The sequence below is a fragment of the Duganella sp. LjRoot269 genome (genome assembly GCF_964254095.1).
Lineage (GTDB): Bacteria > Pseudomonadota > Gammaproteobacteria > Burkholderiales > Burkholderiaceae_D > Rugamonas > Rugamonas hordei.
This window is the reverse complement of the sequence record NZ_CAXUSL020000001.1, coordinates 5,962,879-5,983,411: the sequence shown is the minus strand read 5'-3', so window position 1 is coordinate 5,983,411 and position 20,533 is coordinate 5,962,879. Positions and strand designations below refer to the sequence as shown.

Here is a 20,533-nt window from a genome sequence, read left to right as displayed (position 1 = left end):
GCCTGTCGAGTCAAATTTCGATAAGAGGGATGCCGGTGTCCGGTGGCGCGGGAAGCGGCAGGCCGGACTTTTGCGCTGATTCAATATGATATAGCCAGGCCAATAGTTCCGCAATCGTCCTATAGAGCGTAGGCGGGATTTGTTGATCTAAATCTACATCCATGAGCAGAGATACAAGTTCCTTGGACTCGTGGATGAACACGCCGGCCTCCAGCGCGACGCTGATGATCTGCTCGGCCACCAGGCCGCGGCCCTTGGCCACGACCTTGGGCGCCGGCTCCCCGCTCTGGTAGGCCAGGGCCACCGCCTGCTGCAGCGGCCGGCGCGGCGCTTCATCCGTCATCGCGCTCTCCCTGGGCGATGGTCAGCGAGGACAGCGGCGCGCCGGCCGCCTCCATCGCCTGCTCCAGCCGGCTGGCGTAGGCGCGCAGCGTGTCGGCGGTGTCGCCGCTGTCGGCCTGCACCTGGATATGCACCTGGCCGCCGACCAGCGTGACCGCCGCCGACACCGAGCCCAGCATCGGGAAGCGGAACTTCACGCCGCTGCGCCAGATGTGCTCGGGCTCGCCGTCGGCGCCACCCTTGCCGTCGTCCTTGCGGCCGTCGCGCTGCTCGCGGCGGATTTCCCACTGCATCGGCTGGCCCGGCCAGGCCTGGCCGTTCCATTGCACGCGGCCTTGTTCCTGGGTGTGCAGCTGCTGGTTGATCAACTGGGCCGACGTCAGGTCCGGACCGCTGGCGGCGGCGCGGGCGGCGCTTTCGCCGCTTTGCAGCATGCGCTGCATTTGCGGCTCGCGCATCAGGTCCGGCAGCGTGCGCTCGCCCTTGACCCATTCGGTGACGTGGGACTCGTAGAACAGGCCGCTTTGGGAGATGGTGTCGTGCAGCTTTTGCGCCAGCTGCTCGGTCGACGGCGCGGCGTTGCCGAACAGCGCGGTCTTGCCGATCAGTGCCAGCGGCGCGGCGAGGCTGTTTTGGGCGGTGCTCAGCACGCTGGTCAGCACCCGGGCGGTGTTGCTCAGCGTCGCTTGCGGTGTGTTGGGGTCGAGGTCGGGCAGTTCGTTGGCCGGCGTCAACGGGGCCTTGCCGAGCAGCGTCGCAGCCAGGCTTTGCGGCTTGACGGCGTCGGCCGGAATGGCGGCGCCGGCGGCGCCTGCGGCTTGTGCGGCAGCGGCCGCCGGACTGGCTGCGATCGCTGCGCCGGCGGCCGTGCCTGCCGCCGGGCTGGCCGCAGCGGCTGCGGCACCTGCGGGAGCAGCCGGCCGGCCGGCTGCTCCCGTCACGGCGCCATCAGCGGAATCTGCTTCGGCGGCGACAGCGCCGGCGGCGGCATCAGCGGCAGCGCCGGCAGTCCCAGCCGCGTCGCCGGCCTTGCCAGTTGCGGCCGGCTGGCCTGCGCCAGCCGCAGCCGCGCCACCGGCAGGCGCTTGCGGTGCCGCTGCGGTGCCGCCGGTAGTGGCTGGCGTCGTGCCGGGCTTGAGCTGGCCCGGCAAGGCTTCGGCGTCAGCCGCCGTGCCCTCTGCTGGAGCGTCGCTGGCGCCGGCGGCACCTGGCTGGCCTGGCGTGGCGCCGGGCGGACGGCCGCCGCCTGGCAGCGCCGGTGGCGCATCCTGGGAAGGGAGGGTGGGCGAGTACAGGCCGTCGGCGCCATCGGCGCCGGCGCTTTCGCTGTAGACCAGGGTCGACGAGCCGCCCGGACTGCCGTTGCCGATCTGGAAAGTCGGACGCGGCTGGGCGCTGAGCACCGTCATCGGCACTTCGGCGCCCACTTGGGCGCCCGGCGGCAGCATCATGCGCACCGCGCTGTCGGCCACCTTGACCAGGAAACTGCCGTCACTGAATTTGGACAGCACTTCAGCCGTCACCGACTGGCCGACCAGTCCCTGCAGCGCGCGCTGGAATTCCGCCTGGCGGCCGTCGCCGACCGCCGCGGGTGCGCCGACGCCGGCCGCCGGGGTCAGCGGCGTAACGGCGACGTCGAGGCGCGGCAGCATGGCGCGCGTCCGCTTTAGACGCTGCCGTAGGCGTTAATCACCCGCCGTTCAGTGCCGGTGGCGTTGATCAGTTTGGACAGCTGGGCCATCCACGGCATCGTCAGGTCGCGGATCTGGCGGTCGGCGTTGAGCATCTGGCGGATCAGCTCGATCTTGCGTTCGCGGTCCGCGCCCTGCATCGGCTGTTGCGGTTCCTGTTCGCGCAGCGCCTGCACATGGGCGGCGCAGCGTTGCTCGAGCAGCACCAGCAGGTCCCAGTCGCTGCGCGTGGCGGCCTGCACCATCTGCCCGGTCAGGTCGGCCATCGCGGCGTACACGGAAAGGATATCTTGACTCGTCATCATGGATCAGGCGCTCGCGAGATTGGTGGGGTGGGCGCCGGTGACGGCAGGGGTGTCGGCGATCGCATTCCAGGCGTCGCGCAACTCGGTCAGCAGGCGCTGCACTTCTTCCAGGATCGCCGGGTCGTTGTTCATATTGGCCGTCAGCAGGCGCGCGCTCATGTATTCGTACAGCGCGTCGAGCCCCTCGGCGATCTCGCCGCCGGCTTTCTTGTCGAGCGCGGCGCGCAGGCCGCTGTCGATGATCATGATGGCCTTGGAGATCGATTTTCCTTTCTCACCGATATTACCGCTGCGCATGCCCTGCAGCGCCGTGCCGAGCGCCACCAGCGCGCCGTCGAACAGCATGACGATCAGCTTGTGAGGACTGGCGGCGACCACGCCGGTTTCCATGCCTACCTTGGCATAGGCATGTACGCCAGTTTGTCGGGATCCGAACATACTCTGTCTCCTGTTAATGCGTCGGCGGCTATTGCTTGGCAAGCGCCGCGAACTGTTGCGTCAAGAATGACGCGGTGGTATTCATGCTGGCGATCGAAGTGTCGAGCGCCGTGTATTGCGCGCGGTAGCGCGCTTCGATATCGACCAGGCGGGCGCTGAAGGCGTCCTTTTGCTTGCTGATATCCTTGACCGAATTGTTGAGGCCGGTGGTGCGACCGGTGATCGCGCCCTTGGCGCCCAGGTAGCCGGCCGCCAGCGTGTTGAGCTGGTAGGCGTAGCCCTGCGAGAAGCCGAAACTGCCGCGCGAACCGATGGTGTCGCCGGTGATGGTGAGCTTGAGGCCGTCGACCGGCGCGCCCGGCGAACCGGTCAGCGTCTGGCCGTCGCCGGTGGCGGTGTAGCCGCCGATGGTGCCGGCCACGTCGAGCCCGTCGACCGAGGTGCCGGTGCCGAATGCGGCGGAAATATCGGTGCCGGTGGCGTTGGCGACATGGATGTTGGACTTGGAGCCGTAGCCGGTCGAGTTCAGCTTCAGTTTGCCGTCATCGCCTATCGTCGCCGAGACGGTGGCGCCGGCGGTGGAAAACGCGCTGACGCCGTTGATCGACGACTGCAGCAAGGTGGCCAGCTGGCTCGGGTTGTAGCTGCCGGCCGGCAGCGTGATCGTCGCCGTGTTCGCCAGCGTGGCCGGCGTGGTGTCGTTCAGCGTGACGGTCCAGGTGGTGTCGGCGTCGATCACGGTTTCCGCCGGCAGCACGGCCGTGCCCTGCAAGGTGCCCTGGGTGGCCAGCTGGGTGATGTTGATGCCGTAGTCGCCGGCCTTGGTGTTGGTGCCGGAGCTGGCGAACTTGACGTCCGGGTCGGTGCCGCGGCCGACCGCCGCGAACAGGCCGGCGATGTCGTTGAAGTTGCTGTTGATCGACTTCTGCAGCTTGGCGTTGTCCAGCGTCAAGGTGCCGTCCTTCTGGAAGGAAATACCGATCTGCGACAGGTTGGTCAGGCTGGTGCCCTGCAGGCCGGTGATCGGCGTCGACAGCTGGCGGCGGATCGACGCCTGCAGGTTGCGCAAGGTGGTGTCGCCCAGCAGCGGGCCGCCGGTCTTGGTGTCCGGATCGTAGGCGCCCAGCGAGGTGATCTGCGCGTTGAGGTCGTTGTAGGCCTTGACGAAGCCGTTGACCGAGGTGGTCAGCGAGCCGCTGTCCTTGGTCACCGACAGCGACGAGCTGCCGACCTTGAGCGCGCTGATGCTGACGCCGGCGATGGCGCCGGTGATGCTGGTGCTGGAACTGGTGACGGCGATGCCGTTGACGGTGGCCAGCGTGTCGGCCGCCGATGCCTTCTGGCTCAGGTTCTGCACGCCGCCCGGATCATAGCCCAGCAGCGAGACCAGGTCCGGGTCCGGCGGATTGCCGCCCGAACCGGCCAGCGTGATCTTCATCGTCGAGCTGACGCCGGTGGCGGTCGAGGTCAGGATCAGGTGGTTGGGCGTGGCGGTGGCGCCGGTCGAGCCGTCCGAGACGATGCTGGCGGTGACGCCGAAATTGCCCTTGTTGATCGCCTCGAGGATGCCTTGCAGCGTGTTGTTCGAGCTGTCGATGACGATGTTGCCGCTGGTGCGGGACGAATCGGCGGCGAAGCTGGCGCCCAGGTAGGCGCCGCCGACGCCGGCCGTCAGCCCGGCGCCGGCCGGATTGGTGCCGCCGACGGTGATCGGACTGCCGTCGGCCGACACCAGCGAGATGGCGCCGACCGCCGTGTCGCTGGAGCCGATGTTGGCGCTGCCGCTGTTGCCGATGCCGCCGGTGACGCTGCCGCCGACCGCTTCGGCGACGGCGATGTTGCTGCCGTCGGCATTGGTAAATTGCAGGTCGCCGCCGGCGGCGGTGCCGCTGACGGTGATGTTGGCGTCGGCCAGCGCGCGCGCGACGGCGGTGTTGCCGGTCAGCGCGGCGTCGATCGAGGCCGCCGTCACGCCGGCGCCGGCGGCCGTGCCGGCCGGCTGGGCGGCGATCTCGACGCCGCCGACCGACAGCGAGTAGCTGCCGCCGCCGGTGGTGTCCACATTGCCGAAGCTGGCCGCGCCGGCGCCGCCGAACAGGGTGGCGCTGGTGACGGTGGGCGCGGCCTTGGCCGAGACGCCGGTGGTGGTGCTCTTGGCGTTGATGGCGTCGGCCAGCAGGCGGGCGCTGCGGGTGGTGCCGTCGGTGGCGATCACGGTGTTGTTGATGCTCAGCGAGCCCGGCGTCAGGCCGCCGCTCGACAGGCTGTGGCCCGCGGCGGTGCCGTTCAGGGCGGCGCCGGCGAGGCCGAAGCTGCCGCCGCTCACGGTGCCCAGCGAGAAGTTAATCGTGGTCTTGGCGCCCAGGCCGATGGCCGACGTGGTGCTCTTGTAGCCGCCCGAGGCCAGCGTTTGCGCCTGCGCGATCTGGTTGATGTTGACGCGGTAGTTGCCCGGCTGCGCGGTGCTGGAGGCGGTGGCCGTCATCACGGTCGAATCGCTGGGCGTGCTCACCAGCGACTGGAAACTGGAGATGGAGGTCAGGCTCGCGAGCGAGCCCTGGAAGGCGCCGAGCGCGCTCGACAGATTGCCGAAGGCGGACACCTGGGCCAGGTAGCTGGCCGACTTTTTGTCGAAATCGGCCAGCGGCGCGGACTCGACCGCCATCAGCTTGCTGACGATGGTGTTGACGTCGATGCCAGAGCCGATGCCTGGTGAAGAGATGCCCACGGTGCGCTCCTAAGTAAAGCAATAATATAAGACAATATCGGCAGAATCAAACCGGACTTGAGAAGGGGAAATACCTGCCAGTTCAGGTAAAGCTGAAACATCAGCTAAAAAAGCAGCTGAAAAGACGGGCGGTGGCGGCTGTCGTGGCGGACGCCGGAGGGATGGTCGGCGGCGGCAGGCGCGCAGGACCGGTCAGCTGGCTCCCGGAATCAGGATGCCATGGATGAGAGAAAAGCGGCGCGCGTCTGCGCAGCCGCTTCAGGCCGTTTGCTGGATCAGCAAGCCGGTGCCGGATTTCGATTCCAGCGATTTGGCGATCTCCAGCGCTTCGGGCGTCGGGATCTGGCGCAGCACTTCCTTGGTGGTCTGGTCGATGACCTTGACCACGGTGCGCTTGCTGTCGTTATCGATCGAAAACTCCAATCCCTGCGACTTGGCCTGCGCCGACTTGTTCAGCTGCGACACGGCGTGGCTGACCTGGTCCAGGCTGGGCACGGCGGCCGGCGCCTTGACGGCGGCGACGGTGTCGAGCGCGGTGGCCGGCACGCGCACTGTGCCCTGCGCCACGCCGGCGTCGGGAGTGCGATCTGCTGCGGGGCGCGGCTGACTGGCCGAGCCGATGGTATCGATAGTCATGATGCTTCCTTTGTGAAAAATCCCCGGTTGAATAAATCAACCGGGGAACCTAGTCAGAGCGACCTTACCGCGTCAACCCTGCCCCGGATTTTAGCCACGCAGCAGGGACAACACGCCGTTCGGCAGCGAGTTGGCCTGGGCCAGGATGGCGGTACCAGCTTGTTGCAGGATCTGGCCGCGGGTCAGGCTGGCCGTTTCCGCCGCGAAGTCGGTATCTTGAATCCGGCTGCGCGAAGCGGACAGGTTCTCCGTCGTCGTATTCAGGTTCGAGATGGTCGAGGCGAAACGGTTCTGGATCGCACCCAGCGCAGCGCGGTTGCTGTTGATCTGGTTCAGTGCCGAGTCGATGGTCTTCAGCGCCTTGTTCGAGCCGTCGATGGTGCTGACGTCGATCTTGGCGACCGATTGCAGGTCCGAACCGGTCGGGTTGGCGACGATGTCGGTGGTGGTCGACGAGATCGTGAAGCCGCTGTCCGACGAGAAGTCCAGGTGGCCGCCGACGGCGGCCGAGGCCGCGCCGATGACTGCCGCCGCGCCTTCAACCGCCGCGACCGAGCCGTTGGCTGGCTTGTCGGCGCCGCGGATCGAAGCGGTGCCCAGCTGGTCGTCGAGCGCGGTCGAGTTGGTGTTGGTGATCTGGATATCTGCGCCGGACGAGTTCGACAGCTGGATTTCCTTGTTGTGGGTGGTGGCGTTGACCTTGATCGAGGCGCTGATGCCGGTGGTGCCGACTTGCGCGTTGATCGCCTGGGCCACGGCCGACAGGTCGCCGCCCTTGATCTTGGCCGAAATCGTCACGGCGGTCGAGTTGGCGTCCGCTTCGATCGAGTTGTCGCCGCGCAGCTGGAACTGCAGCGAGCCGTCGGCGAAGCCGGTGGCGTTGCTGCTGAACAGCGTGGCGGTGGTGCTGGCGGTGGCGGTCACGCCGGAGCTGCTGCTCAGGGCGTTGACGTTGGCGGCGATCTTCTTGGCGCTGTCGCCCACTTTGACGTCGACGCTGGTGGTGGTGCCGGCGCCCGAGGTCAGGCTCAGGGTCTGCGCCTGTACCAGGTTGGCGGCGGTGGCGGTGGCGGCGCCGGCGCTGCTGGCCACGTCGCCGTACTGGGCGGCCAAGGTGTTGTTGCCGATGTCGGTCGCCTTGGCCGACTGGATGCCGACGTTGATGGTCTGGTTGGCGTTGGCGCCGACCTGGAATTGCGACGCGGTCAGCGAGCCGTCCAGCACGTTCTGGCCGTTGAACTGGGTGGTGTTGGCGACGCGGTTCAATTCCTGCGACAGGGCCGAAACCTCGCCCTGGATCGATTTACGGTCGGAATCGGAGTTGGTGCCGTTGGCGGACTGGACTGCCAGTTCGCGGATACGCTGCAGCAGGTCGCCGGCGGTGCTCAAGCCACCCTCGGCCGTTTGCGCCAGCGAGATACCGTCGTTGGCGTTACGTGCTGCCGTGGTATTGCCGCGAATTTGCGACGTGAAGCGCTCCGAAATGGCCAGGCCGGCGGCATCGTCTTTGGCGCTGTTGATGCGCAGGCCCGAAGACAGGCGTTGCAGCGAGGTCGACAGGTTGGCTTGCGAGGTGTTCAGGTTGCGTTGCGAATTCAGCGATGCAATATTGGTATTGATGACTTGTGCCATGATGTTTCTCCAGGATACTTCGAGTTGGGCAGTGTGCTCATTTCACTTTGGTCTGTCTCCACGCTCCGAGACAATCAAACCGCTGTTGAAGCTGGTAACGGTTGCCCAGTGGGAAAATTAAGGGGAAGAAAGCCGGAAAATTTTGCGTCGCAGGGCTAAAGTTCATCGTCGATGCCCGTTTAAACGACCGCGCAACGGGAATCTTTAGGGTGAAAATAATTATTTTTCGCCCAAAATTTCGGACGAAAAAAAAGCCCGGCGGGCGCCGGGCTGGAGCAAACTGCGGGAAACGATGGCCTGTTCGGCAACTATTCGGCCACCACCACCCGGTTCTTGCCGGTTTGCTTGGCCGTGTACATGGCCTTGTCGGCGCGCTTGACCAGGTCGGTCTGCTCCTCGTTCGGGCGGCGCAGCGCGACGCCGGCCGAGAACGTGATCAAGACCTTCTCGTTATCGTGCAGGAAGAAGTGGCGGGTCAGCTCGCGCTGCAGCCGGGTCATCGTGCTCGAGGCCGCCTCGACCGTGGTTTCCGGCATCAGGATCAGGAATTCCTCGCCGCCGAAGCGGGCGATGACGTCCATCGAACGCAAGGTGTCCTTGACGATCTTGACCAGGTGCTTGAGCGCGGCGTCGCCGGCGATGTGGCCGTAGGTGTCGTTGAGCTTCTTGAAGTCGTCGAGGTCGAGGATGGCGATGCACAGCGGCGTGCCGCGGCGGTCGGAGCGGGCGGTCTCGCGCTCGAACACGTCGTCCAGGCCGCGGCGGTTCAGGCTGCCGGTCAGCTGGTCTTCGCGCACCAGTTCGCTCAAATGCTGCAGCTTGGCCTCCAGCGCGTGGATGCGGTTCTCGGCGTCCTGCACTTCCTGGCGCGCCAGCACCATCTTGTCGCGCGCCTTCAGCGCCTCGCTCTGCACCAGCCGGGTTTCCTTGAGCACCTCGTCGAGGATGCTGTTCAGTTCGGAGATGTTGTCGGCCTTGCTGATCTTTTCCGAATAGCCGCCTATCTTCTCGTGGAAGTCGCCGGTCGACGCCGCCACCTGGCCCAGGCGGTCGATGAAGGTCATCATCATGTTCTTGACGGTGAGCTTGACATCCGACAGGCTGTGCTTGAGCTGGCCCTGCTTGTAGATCACTTCCTTCAGGCTGCGCGTGGCTTCCTCCAGCGCGCGCACGTCGAGCGGGCCGGCGATCAGGTTCTGCACCGCTTCGATCTGGCCGCGCAGCCAGCTGTCGTCGTCGAGCAGTTCGCTGACGTTTTCCAGCAGCAGCTTGAACAGGCGCAGCAGCAATTCCTGCTGTTCGCCGCTGTCGCCGCCGCGCAGCTCGATCTGGAAGCACAGCTGCTTGAGGCGCAGCGCGATTTCCGCCAGCGCCTCCTCGCTGTGGGCCAGCTTGGTGGCCGCGCCCAGCGATTCGGCCTCGGCCACCAACGCCGGCGCGCCCGACAGCAGCGAGGCGACGGCAAAGGTCAGGGTGCGGCTCAGCAGGTCGCGCAGCGTGCGGCTCTGCTCGTCCTCGGCATCCATGCCGGCCACCTCGATGCCGACCTTCCGGCTGATGAAGTGTTTTTCCACCAGCTGCGACAAGGCCTTGGCGTAGCCCTCCCAGTCGCGCGACTTGACGGCGCGGTTGAAGCGGCGGCCGAAGTCGGCCAGGTCGCCGGTGTTTTCCGTCAGGCGGGTGGCGAACTGGCTCAGCACCGATTCCGGGCCGGGATCGACGGCCACCGCCGGCGCGGCCGCCGGCGTGGCGGCGATGCCGGCGATTTCGTTGTAGATGTCGCGGTAGGCTTCCGGCGTCGGCGCGACCCGGCGCACCGCCAGGCGCTTGAACGCCTCGCGCGCGATCTCGGCCGGATTCTGCTCGGGAGTGTTGGATTTGCTGGACATATTACGCGCGGCCTCTTAAAGGTTTCTCATGTAATACCATGATACGGCCGCACCGTGTGCGCCATAGCCTGAATAAAGGGCGGGAAGAGGTCTTTCATCAGGGCATTAAATCTGTTCGATCCGGCAACCATGTTGGACACGTCATTCGATCAGCTGGTTCTTGATCGCGTAGTGGGTCAGTTCCGCGCTGTTTTTCAGCTTCATTTTAACCAGTAAACGGGCGCGGTACTCGCTCACCGTCTTCACCGACAGCGACAGTTCCTTGGCGATCATGCCGACCGTCTTGCCGGAGGCGATCATCGTCAAGGTCTGGTATTCGCGGTCGGACAGCGTGTCGTGCGGCGGCGCGTCGTGGTCGTCGCCGACATGGTTGGCCAGCTCCTGGGCCAGCGCCGCGCTGATGTACTTGAGGCCGCCAGCCACCTGGCGGATCGCCGTCACCAGCTCGCGCGGCGCGCTCTGCTTGGTCAGGTAGCCGGCCGCGCCGGCCTTGAGCGAGCGGATCGCGTACTGGTCCTCGCGGTGCATCGACAGCATCAGCACCGCCAGCTCCGGCTTTTCCTTCTTGATCTGCTTGAGCACCTCGATGCCGCTGCGGTCCGGCATCGAAATGTCGAGCAGCATCACCTGGCACTCCGACTTGCGGAACAGCTTGACGGCGTCCAGGCCGTTCTCGGCCTCGCCGGCGACGACGATGTCGCGCGTCTCGGCCAGGATCTGTTTCAAGCCTTCGCGCACGATCGCGTGGTCGTCGGCGATGAAGACCTTGATGATGGCTTTTTCTGTCATGTGAATCTCTACACCCTATCTTTTACATTATTTCACAGCAGAAACGTTTTCTCCAGCTATTGTAGCGCCAGCGGCGGCTGTTTCGACCCTGATTTTGATGGCGACCACGGTGCCGCCGCCGGCCGCGTGGCTCAGCGTCAACGTTCCGCCCAGCGCGCGGGCCCGTTCGGCCATGCCGCGCAGGCCGAACGAGGCCGGCTTGGCGCGGTCGGCCTGGGCGATGCCGCTGCCGTTGTCGGCGATCTTCAGGCTGACGTGGTGGCGCAGCCGCGCCAGCCTGACGCCGACCTCGGTGGCGCCGGCGTGCTTGGCGATGTTGGTCAGCGCCTCCTGCGCGATGCGGAACAGCGCGGTGGACTGGTCGTCGTTGAGGTCGATGTGGCGCTGGTTGGCGTGGAAGCTGCAGGCGATGCCGGCCTGCTTGCCGAATTCCCGCACCTGCCATTCCAGCGCCGCCACCAGGCCCAGGTCCAGCAGCGACGGCCGCAGGTCCAGCGAGATGCGGTGCACGGCGTCGATGGTGCGGTCGACCAGCGCATCGACGTAGTCGGTCTTTTCGCGCAGCGCCGGATGGTCGCCGGCCTCGCCGAGGCGGGCCGCCAGCATCGCGACCGCCATCTTGATCGCGGTCAGGTTGCCGCCCAGCTCGTCATGGATTTCGCGCGCGATGCGGGCGCGCTCCTGTTCCTTGACGCGGTCGGTGTGCGCCGACAGCTCGGCCAGCCGCGCGCGCGACTGCCGCACCTCCAGCTGTTCCTGCTTGCTCTCGGTGATGTTGGTCATGATGCCGTCCCAGCGCACCGCGCCGTCGGCCAGCGCGTGCGGCGTGCAGCGCAGGTTGATCCACTTGACGTCCTTCCAGGCGTCGACCCAGATGCGGCCTTCCCAGTTCCAGCTCCACAGCGCGGCGGCCGAGGCCCGCATCGCCTCCAGGTAGGAGGCGCGGTCGTCGGCCAGGATCAGCTCGAGGAAGCGCTCCGGCTGCCGGTGCAGCTCGGCCGCCGTCAGGCCCAGCAGCGCCTGGCAGCCGTCGCTCAGGTAGGGGAAGGAGACGGCGCCGCCGGCGTGCAGCACGAACTGGAACACCAGGCCGGGCGTGTTGGAGACGATGGCGTCGAAGCGCGCGCGCACCTGTTCCAGCTCGGCCGCGAGGGCGGCGCCGGGGGTGTGCGGTTCGGGGGCTGCGCTCATGGTGTGCCTGAACTCCTGCATAAACTCGTGCATCAATCGTCTAAAAAATTATCGGGCCCGCCAGCGCGCGCGGAAGCGCCGCAGCAGGCGGCGGAAGCGGGCGATCCAGCTGCCCGGCGCCGGCACCGCGTGCCGGCGCCAGTGGCGCAGGCGCCCGGCCAGCGCACCCACCTGGCGCCAGGCCGCGGTGGCGCGCAGCCGTTCTATCCAGCGCTCCTTCAGCGCCAGGAACCAGTGCAGCAGGCGCGCGAACCAGACTATCGTCATCAGCACCGGCCGCGTCAACAGGAAGATGCGCGCCACCGCCGCCGCGCCGGCCACCTTGGCCAGCACGATGACGAGCAGGCCCAGCAGCGCATGGCCCTGGGCCATCGCCCACAAGGCCAGCAGCTTGACCGGAAACAGCAGCGTGGCCGGCAGCACGAACAGCGCCAGCGCGGCGCGCGGTCCCAGCGTGCAGATCCACGCCTCGATGCGGCGCAGCACCGGCCACGACGACAGCCGCTCCAGCAGCCGCATGCCCAGGTCCCACAGCCAGTCTTCCAGCAGCAACAGCAGGGCGGCCACGTAGACCAGCGGTGCAAACAGCGAACGGCAAAAGCGGTGGAAGGGTTTCATCGTCTCGGCGTTGTTCTATGTGCATCATCATACGTCAAAGCGGACCGTGCGCGGCAGCCTGTTGACCGCCGAAGCCGTTACAATAGCCGGCATGAACAAAGCATTTGTCAAAGAATCGGACGGAGACGACGACGACGAGGCCGCAGCGCTGGCCTTGGCGATCCCGGCCGGGTCGAAGAACTACATCACGCCGGCCGGCTACCAGCGCATCAAGGATGAGCTGTTGCAGCTGATCGACGTCGACCGGCCGGAGGTGGTGCGCATCGTGCACTGGGCGGCGTCCAACGGCGACCGTTCGGAAAACGGCGACTATATCTACGGCAAGCGCCGGCTGCGCGAGATCGACCGCCGCATCCGCTTCCTGACCAAGCGCATGGACACGGCGGCCATCGTCGACCCCAGCGTGCATCATGGCAGCGACCAGGTGTTCTTCGGCGCCACGGTCACGTATTGCAACCAGAACGACGAGACGCGCACCATCACCATCGTCGGCATCGACGAGCTCGACCCGCTGAACGGCAAGATCAGCTGGGTGGCGCCGGTGGCGCGGGCGCTGACCAAGGCGCGCGAGGGCGACGTCATCAGCTTCCAGGCGCCGCACGGCGTGGAGGAGCTGGAAATCCTGGAGGTAAGCTATCCTGAGCCGGCTGCCGATTGAAGCGCGGCGCGCCCTCGGCGCGGTGCTGTGCGCGATGCTGGCGCTGCTGGGCTGGCCGGGGCGGGCGCTGGCGCTCGACTCCTATGTGATCGATCATAATTTCAGCCGGCCGGACAGCCGCGATCACTACACCCTGCAGCTGTTGAAGGCGGCGCTGGAGGCGTCGAGCGAGATCTATGGCCCGTATGAGCTGCGCACCTCGCCGCTGGGCATGGAGCGCGACCGGCTGCTGCTGGAAATGAGCAAGGGCAAGCTGGTCAACCTGAGCGCGCAGATCACGTCGCCGGAGTGGGAGCGCAAGCTGATCCCGATCCGCATCCCGATCGACAAGGGCATGTCCGGCTACCGCATCTCGCTGATCGACGGCCGCCGCCAGGCGCAGTTCAGCGCGCTGAGCACGCTGGAGCAGCTCAAGCGGCTGCCGCTGGGCGCGGGGCGGCAATGGAGTTCGACGGCGGTGTTCCTGGGCGCCGGCTTCGATGTGGTGCAAGGCAACTCGACGGCCGGCCTGCACGGCATGCTGGCGGTCAACCGCTTCCAGCATTTCCCGCGCGGGATAGAGGAGGCGTTGTTCGAGCAGGCCGCGTACGCGCCGGCCTTTCCCGAGCTGGCGCTGGAGCGCAGCCTGGCGATTTATTTTCCGCTGCCGCGCTACTTCTTTGTGACGCCGGGCGAGCAGCGGCTGGCGCAGCGGCTCGAGCAGGGCCTGCAGCTGCTGAGCGCCGACGGCGGCTTCGACCGGATCTTCCACGACTTCTATGACGACTTGATCGACAAGGTGGGCTTGCGCAAACGCCGGCTGTTCAAGCTGGACAATCCGTTGCTGACGCCGCAAACCCCGCTGTCGAACAAGGCCTACTGGTACGACCCCTTCGAGCACAAATAATCCGGGGTCAGCTGCGCTCGCGCAGGATGCGGTTGACGCCGGCCACGCGGCGCACGTTGCGCAGCAGGCCGGCCAGGTGCACGCGGTCCTTCACCTGGATGGTGAAGCGCAGCTGGTGCAGCACGTGTTCCTTGTCCTCGTCCATGCCGACGTAGGTGATGTTGGCGTCCGATTCGCCGATCTCGGCCGCCACGCGCGCCAGGATGCCTTTTTCGTTGTTGATCAGCAGCTTGATGCGGCTGTCGAAACGGCGGTTGAGCTCGGTTCCCCACTTGACCGCGATCCAGCGGTCCGGTTCCTTGATCTTCTGCCGCTTGGCCAGCGTGCAGTCGCTGGTGTGCACCAGCAGGCCCTGGTCGCGGCGCAGCTGGCCGAGGATGGAGTCGCCCGGGATCGGCAGGCAGCACGGCGCCAGCTGCACCGACACGCCCTCGCTGCCGCAGATCGTCACCGGATCGAGCTCGGCCGCGCTGTTGTGGTCGACCGGCGCGCTGGCCGATTCGCCGCCGCGCAGGCCGAAGATGTGGCGCGCCACCAGCGCCGCCATGCGCTTGCCGATGCCGATGTCGGCATACAGCTCGTCGAGCGACTTGGCGCTCGATTCGTTCAGCAGCCGCTCGACCAGGTGCTCTTCCAGTTCCGGGTTGAGGCCCAGCGACGACAGCGCCTGCGACAGCAATTGCTGGCCCAGCGTGATCGATTCCGGCAGGTTGATGGTGCGTAGGTGGTGGCGGATCGCCGAGCGCGCCTTGCCGGTGCGCACGAACGACAGCCACGTCGGGCTGGGGCGCGATTTCGAGTCGGTCACGATCTCGACGATGTCGCCGTTGCGCAGCTCGGTGCGCAGCGAGGCCGGCTCGTTGTTGATCGTCACCGACACCGTATGGTCGCCGATGCCGGTGTGGATCGAATAGGCGAAGTCGATCGGCGTGGCGCCGCGCGGCAGCGCGATGATCTTCGACTTGGGCGTGAACACGTACACCGAATCGGGGAACAGGTCGACCTTGACGTGTTCGAGGAATTCGGCCGAGTCGCCGGTCTGCTGCTGGATGTCGAGCAGCGACTGCAGCCAGGCGTGGGTGCGCTGCTGCAGGTCCGACAGGTTCGAGTCGCCGTTCTTGTACAGCCAGTGCGCGGCCACGCCCGATTCGGCGGTGCGGTGCATTTCCTGGGTGCGGATCTGGAACTCGACCGGCGTGCCGTAGGGGCCGATCAGGGTCGTGTGCAGCGACTGGTAGCCGTTCAGCTTGCGGATCGCGATGTAGTCCTTGAACTTGCCCGGCATCGGCTTGTACAGCGAGTGCAGCGTGCCCAGCGCCACGTAGCAGTTGGGGAAGCTGTCGACCACCACGCGGAAGCCGTACACGTCGAGCACCTGCGAGAACGACAGGTGCTTGCTGCGCATCTTCTTGTAGATGCCGTACAGCGTCTTCTCGCGGCCATACACCTCGGCCTCGATGTTGGCCATGGCCAGCGTGTTGGTCACCGACTCGAGGATCTTCTTGACCACCTCGCGGCGGTTGCCGCGCGCCGCCTTGACCGCCTTGGCCAGGGTGCGGTAGCGCAGCGGATACAGGTGCGAGAACGACAGGTCCTGCAGCTCGCGGTAGATATTGTTCAGGCCCAGGCGGTGCGCGATCGGCACGTACACTTCCATCGTCTCGCTGGAGATGCGCGCCTTCTTGGCCGGCGCCATCACTTCCATCGTGCGCATATTGTGCAGGCGGTCGGCCAGCTTGATCAGGATCACGCGCACGTCGGACGCCATCGCCAGCAGCATCTTGCGGAAGTTTTCCGCCTGCGCCTCGATCTGGCTCTGGAATTCGATCTTCTCCAGCTTGGACAGGCCGTCGACCAGGTTGGCCACCGGCGCGCCGAAGCGCTCGATCAGCTCTTCCTTCTTGACGTCCTGGTCTTCCATGACGTCGTGCAGCAGCGCGGCCATGATGGCCTGCGCGTCGAGCTTCCAGTCGGCGCAGATCTCGGCCACGGCGATCGGGTGCGAAATATACGGCTCGCCCGATTTGCGCACCTGGCCCAGGTGCATCTCGTCCGAGAAGCGGTAGGCTTCCTTGACCTTTTTCAGGTCGGCCGCGTTCATGTACTCGGCCAGCTTTTCGGTCAGGTGGGTGACCGAGGCCACGCCGGCGGTCAGCGTGGGCGTGGCCAAGGGCGACGAGGAAATCACCGGCGGCGCGGGCGCGGGAGAGGAGGAGGCGATGGTGGTCGACAGCGTGCTGTCACCTGCGTTGGCTCCAGACGTGGCTGCAGCCGGCGCTTTGGCCGGCTGTTTGGCCCTGGCGGGCTTGCCACTCAATGTCGGATCGGCAGGAATCAGATTCATACGTATGCGTTCCGTCTCGCTGAGAATGTCGTACTACTATTAAACCACACCATTCACATTGTTCGGGAACGCCGGGCCCAACTTACATTGGGACCTTTTTCAACATTTCCAGACCGACTTTGCCGGCGGCGATTTCACGCAGCGCGACGACGGTAGGCTTGTCCTTGGCTTCGACCTTCGGGGTGTGGCCCTGCAGCAGTTGGCGGGCGCGGTAGGTCGCCGCCAGCGTCAGCTGGAAACGGTTAGGAATGGTTTTGAGACAATCTTCAATAGTAATGCGGGCCATCTTAACTCCTAAAATCTTGTGTATTTATTCAGCGTGGATACCCAATTGGGCAAATAGCGAGGCGTTGCGCGCCGCTTGTTGCGCAAACCGGCAACGGGCCGCTCTGACAATCGCCGTCAGTTCCGACAGGGCGACTGCAAATTCTTCGTTGATGATAGCATACTCGAACTCGGGGGCGTGGGCGATTTCGCCGCCGGCCGCCAGCAGCCGGCGCGTGATCACATGCGGTTCGTCGGTGGCGCGTTTTTTCAACCGTTCCTCGAGCGCGGCGATCGACGGCGGCAGGATGAAGATGCCGGCCGCCTGCGGGAACTGCTTCTTGACCTGGCGCGCGCCCTGCCAGTCGATTTCCAGCAGGATGTCGGTGCCGGTCTTCATCTGTTGTTCGACCATGATGCGCGAGGTGCCGTAGTAATTGCCGTGCACTTCGGCCCACTCCAGGAACTCGCCGGCGTCGGCGCGCTTGACGAAGTCCTCGGCCGTCGTGAAGTAGTATTCCTTGCCGTGGGTTTCGCCCGGACGCGGCGCGCGCGTGGTGGTGGAAATCGACAGCTTGATGGTCGGTTCCTGCGCCAGCAGCGCGTTGACCAGCGTGGACTTGCCGGCGCCGGACGGCGCGACCACCATGAACAGGCTGCCCGCAAATGCGTTGGTTGAACTCATGTCTATCTTTCAAAAACGTCAGCAGGCGGGTAGTGCGTCGCCCAAAGACGTATTTTACCAAGAGCAACGACAGCTTTCCACTACAGCAATGAGATCAGATGCTGCGCCGCAGCGGGCGCGCGTTCCTTGGCGCCGTTGATGAAGTAGACGTAGGCGTCGCCGGATTTCGCCTGCTGCTGCCACTGCTTCGCGGTGGCGGCCCACTGCTTCAGCGCCGGCTTGGTGTAGCCGGTCTCCACTTCGCTTTGCGCGTTCATCAGGCGCGCGTACACGAACTCGCCGGTGATCTCGCCCACGTTGGGGTACTTGGGCGAGTCGGTGATGACGGTGGCGATCTTGTGCTTGCGCGCCAGCTTGTAGTACTCGTCGCACAGGAAGCTGTCGTGGCGCGCGTCGAGCACGTGGCGCAGCTTGCGCGTGCCCAGTTTGGCGGGCAGCAGCTTGAAGAAGGCGGCGACGTCGTCGGCGTCGAACTGCTTGGTGGCGGCCAGCTGCCACAGGATGGGGCCGAGCTTGGGGCCCAGTTCCGTCAGCCCGCTGTCGATGAAGCGGGCGATCGATTCGCCGGCCTCGCCCAGCACCTTGCGGTTGGTGGCGAAGCGGCTGGCCTTGACGGCGAAGACGAAATCGTCCGGCGTCTGCGCGGCCCAGGAGGCGAAGTGCTCGGGCTTGGCGGTGCGGTAGAAGGTGCCGTTGATCTCGATGCTGGTGACCTGGCGGCTGGCGTATTCCAGCGCCTTCTTCTGCGGCACGCCTTTCGGATAGAAAGTCTCGCGCCACGGCGCAAAGTCCCAGCCGCCTATGCCCACCCGCACTGTGCCCGATGTAGCCATCCAGGATTCCTCCGCTAGTCGATGCGCCGATGATAGCGCAGATGGGGGCTGTTCCGTATGCGTGGTAAAAGCAACTTTGTTACACTTCGCGAGGATATTTGTGGCAATATGGATCACAATTGACGTGAAACAATCTTCACTCATCCACCGCAGATAGCCGGGGTCAGCCATCGTGCAACAGCTGTTGATTTGGACACTGGATGAACGGCGCTACGCCCTGCCGCTGGCAGCGGTGGAGCGGGTCGAGCGCGCGGTGGCGGTGACGCCGTTTCCGGCGGCGCCGGGGATTGTTTGCGGCATCGTCAACGTGCAGGGGCAAGTGGTGGCGGTGATCGACATGCGTCAGCGGCTGGGTTTGCCGGCGCGCGAGATCGCGCTGACCGACCAGATCGTGCTGGCGCATACGGCGCGCCGGCGCATCGCTTTTGTTGCCGACGCGGTCGGCGGTGTCGTCGATTGTGCCGACGACGCCATCGTCGGCGCCGGCCTGATTGTTCCCGTCCCCGCCGCCGATTTCGCGAGCGGCGTGGTAAAGCTGGACGATGGCATGATACTGATCCATGACCTGGACCGGTTCCTGTCGCTGGACGAAGAATTGGCTCTCGAGAAGGCGCTCTCCGATGCTTATTGACCGTCATGCCGAACCCACCGCCGCAGCAGCAGCGGTAGCCGATGCGCTGCTGGCGCGCTTCAGCGGCTATGTCGCCGAGCACCTGGGGCTGCATTTCCCGCGCGGGCTGTGGCCCGAACTGCTGCGCGCGGCCGAGGCGCTGGCGCGCGACAGCGGCATCGCCGGCATCGCCGGCACCTCGCGCGCCGCCGTCTGCATGGAGCGCCTGATGACCGCCGCGCCGACGCGCGCCGGCGTCGAGCAACTGGCGCGCCACCTGACCATCGGCGAAACCTACTTCTTCCGCGAACCTGAGCTGTTCGACACGCTGGAGCGCGATGTGCTGCCGCCGCTGATCGCCGCCCGCCGCGCCGCCGGCAAGACGCTGCGCGTCTGGAGCGCGGGCTGCTGCACCGGCGAGGAACTGTATTCGCTGGCCATCCTGCTGCACCGCCTGATCCCCGACCTGGCCGACTGGCGCGTCACCTTGCTCGGCACCGACATCAATCCGCAGTTCCTGCGCAAGGCCGAGCAGGGCGTCTACCGCGACTGGTCGTTCCGCAACGTGCCCGATTGGATACGCCGGTGTTATTTCGACGCGGGCACCTTCGCGCCGGTGCTGCGCCAGGGCGTGCGCTTCGATTACCTGAACCTGGCGACCGGCGCGTTCCCCGGGCCGGACAGCGGTACGCCGCCGATGGACCTGATCCTGTGCCGCAACGTGCTGATGTATTTCGCGCCGGCCTGTGCCGCGCGCACCGTGCTGCGGCTGCGCGACGCGCTGGCCGGCGACGGCTGGCTGGCGGTCGGCGTCGCCGAGACCGGGCACAGCCTGCTGAAGCCGCTGCAACCGGTGCGCTTTGGCGCCGCCCAGCTGTACCGGCGACCCAAGCCGGCAGCGGCGCCGCCACCGCCACCGCTGTCCGCTGCCCCGGCGCCGGCCGCCGTCACCGTCTCAACGCCCCCGCGCGCGCGCATGCCGGACCTGGCCGAACGCGCGCGGCAGTGCGCCGATCGTGGCCTGCTGGCCGCCGCCGGCGACTGCTGCGCCGCCGCGATCGCCCGCGACAAATGCGATCCCGGGCTGCGCTACCTGCAGGCGCTGATCCTGGAGGAGCAGGGGGACGTGGCCGCCGCCATGGGCGCGCTGCGGGACGCGCTGTACCTGGACCAGACCTTCGTGCTGGCGCATTTCACGCTGGGCACGCTGTGCCGGCGCAACGGCGACGAGCGCGAGGCGGCCCGCCATTTCGCCAACGCGCTGGAGCTGCTGCACGGCCGCGCGCCGGACGAGCCGCTGGCGCACGCCGGCGGCCTGCGTGCCGGCGAGCTGGCCGACCTGATGCGCGCCGGCGCGGGGACGCACTGACGATGCCGGGCCGGCGCCAGGCACCGGACTGGGACGCGCTGCGGGCGCGGCTGGCGGCGGCCGCCACCGTCGCGACGGAGCAGGACGCGGCGCCGGGGCCGGAGCGGCAGCGCGCGCTGTTGCTGGAGCGGGCCAGGCGGCTGGCGCAGGAACCGCCGGCCGAGGTGGCGCCGGCGGCGATGGCCGAGGTGCTGGAGTTCATGCTGGCCCATGAACGCTACGCGGTGGAGATGGCGCATGTGCACGAAGTCCATGTGCTGCGCGAATTGACGCCGCTGCCCGGCACGCCGGCGTTCGTGCTGGGGATCGTCAATGTGCGGGGACGGATCCTGTCGCTGGTCGACCTGCGGCGCTTCCTCGGCCTGCCGGAACAGGGATTGACGGATATGAACCAGATCATCGTGCTGCGCGACGGCGCCATGCGCTTCGGCGTGCTGGCTGACCAGATCCTGGGCGTGAACAAGCTGGTGCTGGCAGAGCTGCAGCGGCCGCCGACCGCCGCGGGCGGCATCCGCGCCGAGTTCCTGAAAGGGATCACCGCGCAACGCCTGATCCTGCTCGACGCCGGCCGCCTGCTGGCCGATCCGGCGATGGTGGTGCAGCAGCATGCAGCCTGATAAAGGGA

Annotated in this window: 20 protein-coding genes; 5 read left to right on the top strand and 15 right to left on the bottom strand. The window is 66.5% G+C overall.

Going from position 1 to position 20,533, the window contains the following annotated elements; translation table 11 throughout:
• Positions 1 to 10: 10 nt before the first annotated feature.
• The 11 genes from ACSQ3S_RS26795 to ACSQ3S_RS26745 form a co-directional block, all read right to left on the bottom strand.
• Positions 11 to 343, bottom strand: a complete 333-nt coding sequence (locus ACSQ3S_RS26795) for an EscU/YscU/HrcU family type III secretion system export apparatus switch protein (protein ID WP_436144296.1) — start codon at positions 341 to 343, stop codon at positions 11 to 13.
• Positions 333 to 1,994 (bottom strand): flagellar hook-length control protein FliK, encoded by a 1,662-nt coding sequence (locus ACSQ3S_RS26790; protein WP_436144295.1) that lies wholly within the window; start codon positions 1,992 to 1,994, stop codon positions 333 to 335. Before ACSQ3S_RS26790 ends, ACSQ3S_RS26795 begins: the two co-directional genes overlap by 11 nt.
• 14 nt (positions 1,995 to 2,008) lie before the next feature.
• On the bottom strand, positions 2,009 to 2,338 hold the full coding sequence (locus ACSQ3S_RS26785) for a flagellar protein FliT (RefSeq protein WP_176654204.1): 330 nt from the start codon (positions 2,336 to 2,338) through the stop codon (positions 2,009 to 2,011).
• Between the two features lie 3 nt (positions 2,339 to 2,341).
• Positions 2,342 to 2,776: a flagellar export chaperone FliS gene (fliS, locus tag ACSQ3S_RS26780; protein ID WP_176654205.1), complete on the bottom strand. Its 435-nt coding sequence runs from the start codon at positions 2,774 to 2,776 to the stop codon at positions 2,342 to 2,344.
• Positions 2,777 to 2,804: 28 nt separating this feature from the next.
• On the bottom strand, positions 2,805 to 5,504 hold the full coding sequence (fliD, locus tag ACSQ3S_RS26775) for a flagellar filament capping protein FliD (RefSeq protein WP_176654206.1): 2,700 nt from the start codon (positions 5,502 to 5,504) through the stop codon (positions 2,805 to 2,807).
• A 258-nt stretch (positions 5,505 to 5,762) separates the two neighbouring features.
• Positions 5,763 to 6,140 (bottom strand): flagellar protein FlaG, encoded by a 378-nt coding sequence (locus tag ACSQ3S_RS26770; RefSeq protein WP_176654207.1) that lies wholly within the window; start codon positions 6,138 to 6,140, stop codon positions 5,763 to 5,765.
• A 90-nt stretch (positions 6,141 to 6,230) separates the two neighbouring features.
• Positions 6,231 to 7,772 (bottom strand): flagellin, encoded by a 1,542-nt coding sequence (locus tag ACSQ3S_RS26765; protein ID WP_176654208.1) that lies wholly within the window; start codon positions 7,770 to 7,772, stop codon positions 6,231 to 6,233.
• A 308-nt stretch (positions 7,773 to 8,080) separates the two neighbouring features.
• Entirely contained in the window at positions 8,081 to 9,661 is a 1,581-nt protein-coding gene (locus ACSQ3S_RS26760; protein WP_176654209.1) for a GGDEF domain-containing protein, read from the bottom strand.
• A gap of 141 nt (positions 9,662 to 9,802) precedes the next feature.
• Positions 9,803 to 10,450, bottom strand: coding sequence for a response regulator (locus ACSQ3S_RS26755; RefSeq protein ID WP_176654210.1), 648 nt, complete (start codon positions 10,448 to 10,450; stop codon positions 9,803 to 9,805).
• Positions 10,451 to 10,477: 27 nt separating this feature from the next.
• Positions 10,478 to 11,641 (bottom strand): histidine kinase, encoded by a 1,164-nt coding sequence (locus tag ACSQ3S_RS26750; RefSeq protein ID WP_436144294.1) that lies wholly within the window; start codon positions 11,639 to 11,641, stop codon positions 10,478 to 10,480.
• 48 nt (positions 11,642 to 11,689) lie between these two features.
• Positions 11,690 to 12,259 (bottom strand): hypothetical protein, encoded by a 570-nt coding sequence (locus tag ACSQ3S_RS26745; protein ID WP_436144293.1) that lies wholly within the window; start codon positions 12,257 to 12,259, stop codon positions 11,690 to 11,692.
• A gap of 91 nt (positions 12,260 to 12,350) precedes the next feature.
• Between ACSQ3S_RS26745 and greB the strand changes: the two genes are divergently transcribed.
• Both greB and ACSQ3S_RS26735 read left to right on the top strand, forming a co-directional pair.
• The gene (gene greB / locus ACSQ3S_RS26740) at positions 12,351 to 12,917 is read left to right on the top strand and encodes a transcription elongation factor GreB (RefSeq protein WP_176654213.1); all 567 of its coding nucleotides are present in this window, start codon (positions 12,351 to 12,353) and stop codon (positions 12,915 to 12,917) included.
• Between the two features lie 34 nt (positions 12,918 to 12,951).
• Positions 12,952 to 13,803 carry a hypothetical protein gene (locus ACSQ3S_RS26735; RefSeq protein WP_436144292.1) on the top strand — a complete coding sequence of 284 codons (852 nt, stop codon included), beginning with the start codon at positions 12,952 to 12,954 and terminating at the stop codon, positions 13,801 to 13,803.
• 7 nt (positions 13,804 to 13,810) lie between these two features.
• Here ACSQ3S_RS26735 and ACSQ3S_RS26730 read toward each other — a convergent pair whose 3' ends face one another.
• The 4 genes from ACSQ3S_RS26730 to ACSQ3S_RS26715 form a co-directional block, all read right to left on the bottom strand.
• Positions 13,811 to 16,147, bottom strand: a complete 2,337-nt coding sequence (locus ACSQ3S_RS26730) for a RelA/SpoT family protein (RefSeq protein ID WP_176654215.1) — start codon at positions 16,145 to 16,147, stop codon at positions 13,811 to 13,813.
• Positions 16,148 to 16,229: 82 nt separating this feature from the next.
• Complete coding sequence (rpoZ, locus tag ACSQ3S_RS26725; protein ID WP_008451304.1) at positions 16,230 to 16,433, bottom strand: DNA-directed RNA polymerase subunit omega; 204 nt, start codon at positions 16,431 to 16,433, stop codon at positions 16,230 to 16,232.
• 24 nt (positions 16,434 to 16,457) lie between these two features.
• Positions 16,458 to 17,096 (bottom strand): guanylate kinase, encoded by a 639-nt coding sequence (gene gmk / locus ACSQ3S_RS26720; protein ID WP_176654216.1) that lies wholly within the window; start codon positions 17,094 to 17,096, stop codon positions 16,458 to 16,460.
• 80 nt (positions 17,097 to 17,176) lie between these two features.
• The gene (locus tag ACSQ3S_RS26715; protein WP_436144291.1) at positions 17,177 to 17,929 is read right to left on the bottom strand and encodes a DUF72 domain-containing protein; all 753 of its coding nucleotides are present in this window, start codon (positions 17,927 to 17,929) and stop codon (positions 17,177 to 17,179) included.
• A 184-nt stretch (positions 17,930 to 18,113) separates the two neighbouring features.
• On the opposite strand from ACSQ3S_RS26715, the gene ACSQ3S_RS26710 reads away from it, so the two are divergent.
• The 3 genes from ACSQ3S_RS26710 to ACSQ3S_RS26700 are packed head-to-tail and all read left to right on the top strand — an operon-like array spanning position 18,114 to position 20,525.
• Entirely contained in the window at positions 18,114 to 18,560 is a 447-nt protein-coding gene (locus tag ACSQ3S_RS26710) for a chemotaxis protein CheW (protein WP_436144290.1), read from the top strand.
• Positions 18,550 to 19,908, top strand: a complete 1,359-nt coding sequence (locus ACSQ3S_RS26705; RefSeq protein ID WP_436144289.1) for a CheR family methyltransferase — start codon at positions 18,550 to 18,552, stop codon at positions 19,906 to 19,908. The genes ACSQ3S_RS26710 and ACSQ3S_RS26705 overlap by 11 nt, the downstream gene beginning before the upstream one ends.
• A 2-nt stretch (positions 19,909 to 19,910) precedes the next feature.
• Positions 19,911 to 20,525 (top strand): chemotaxis protein CheW, encoded by a 615-nt coding sequence (locus ACSQ3S_RS26700; RefSeq protein ID WP_436144288.1) that lies wholly within the window; start codon positions 19,911 to 19,913, stop codon positions 20,523 to 20,525.
• Positions 20,526 to 20,533: the final 8 nt, after the last annotated feature.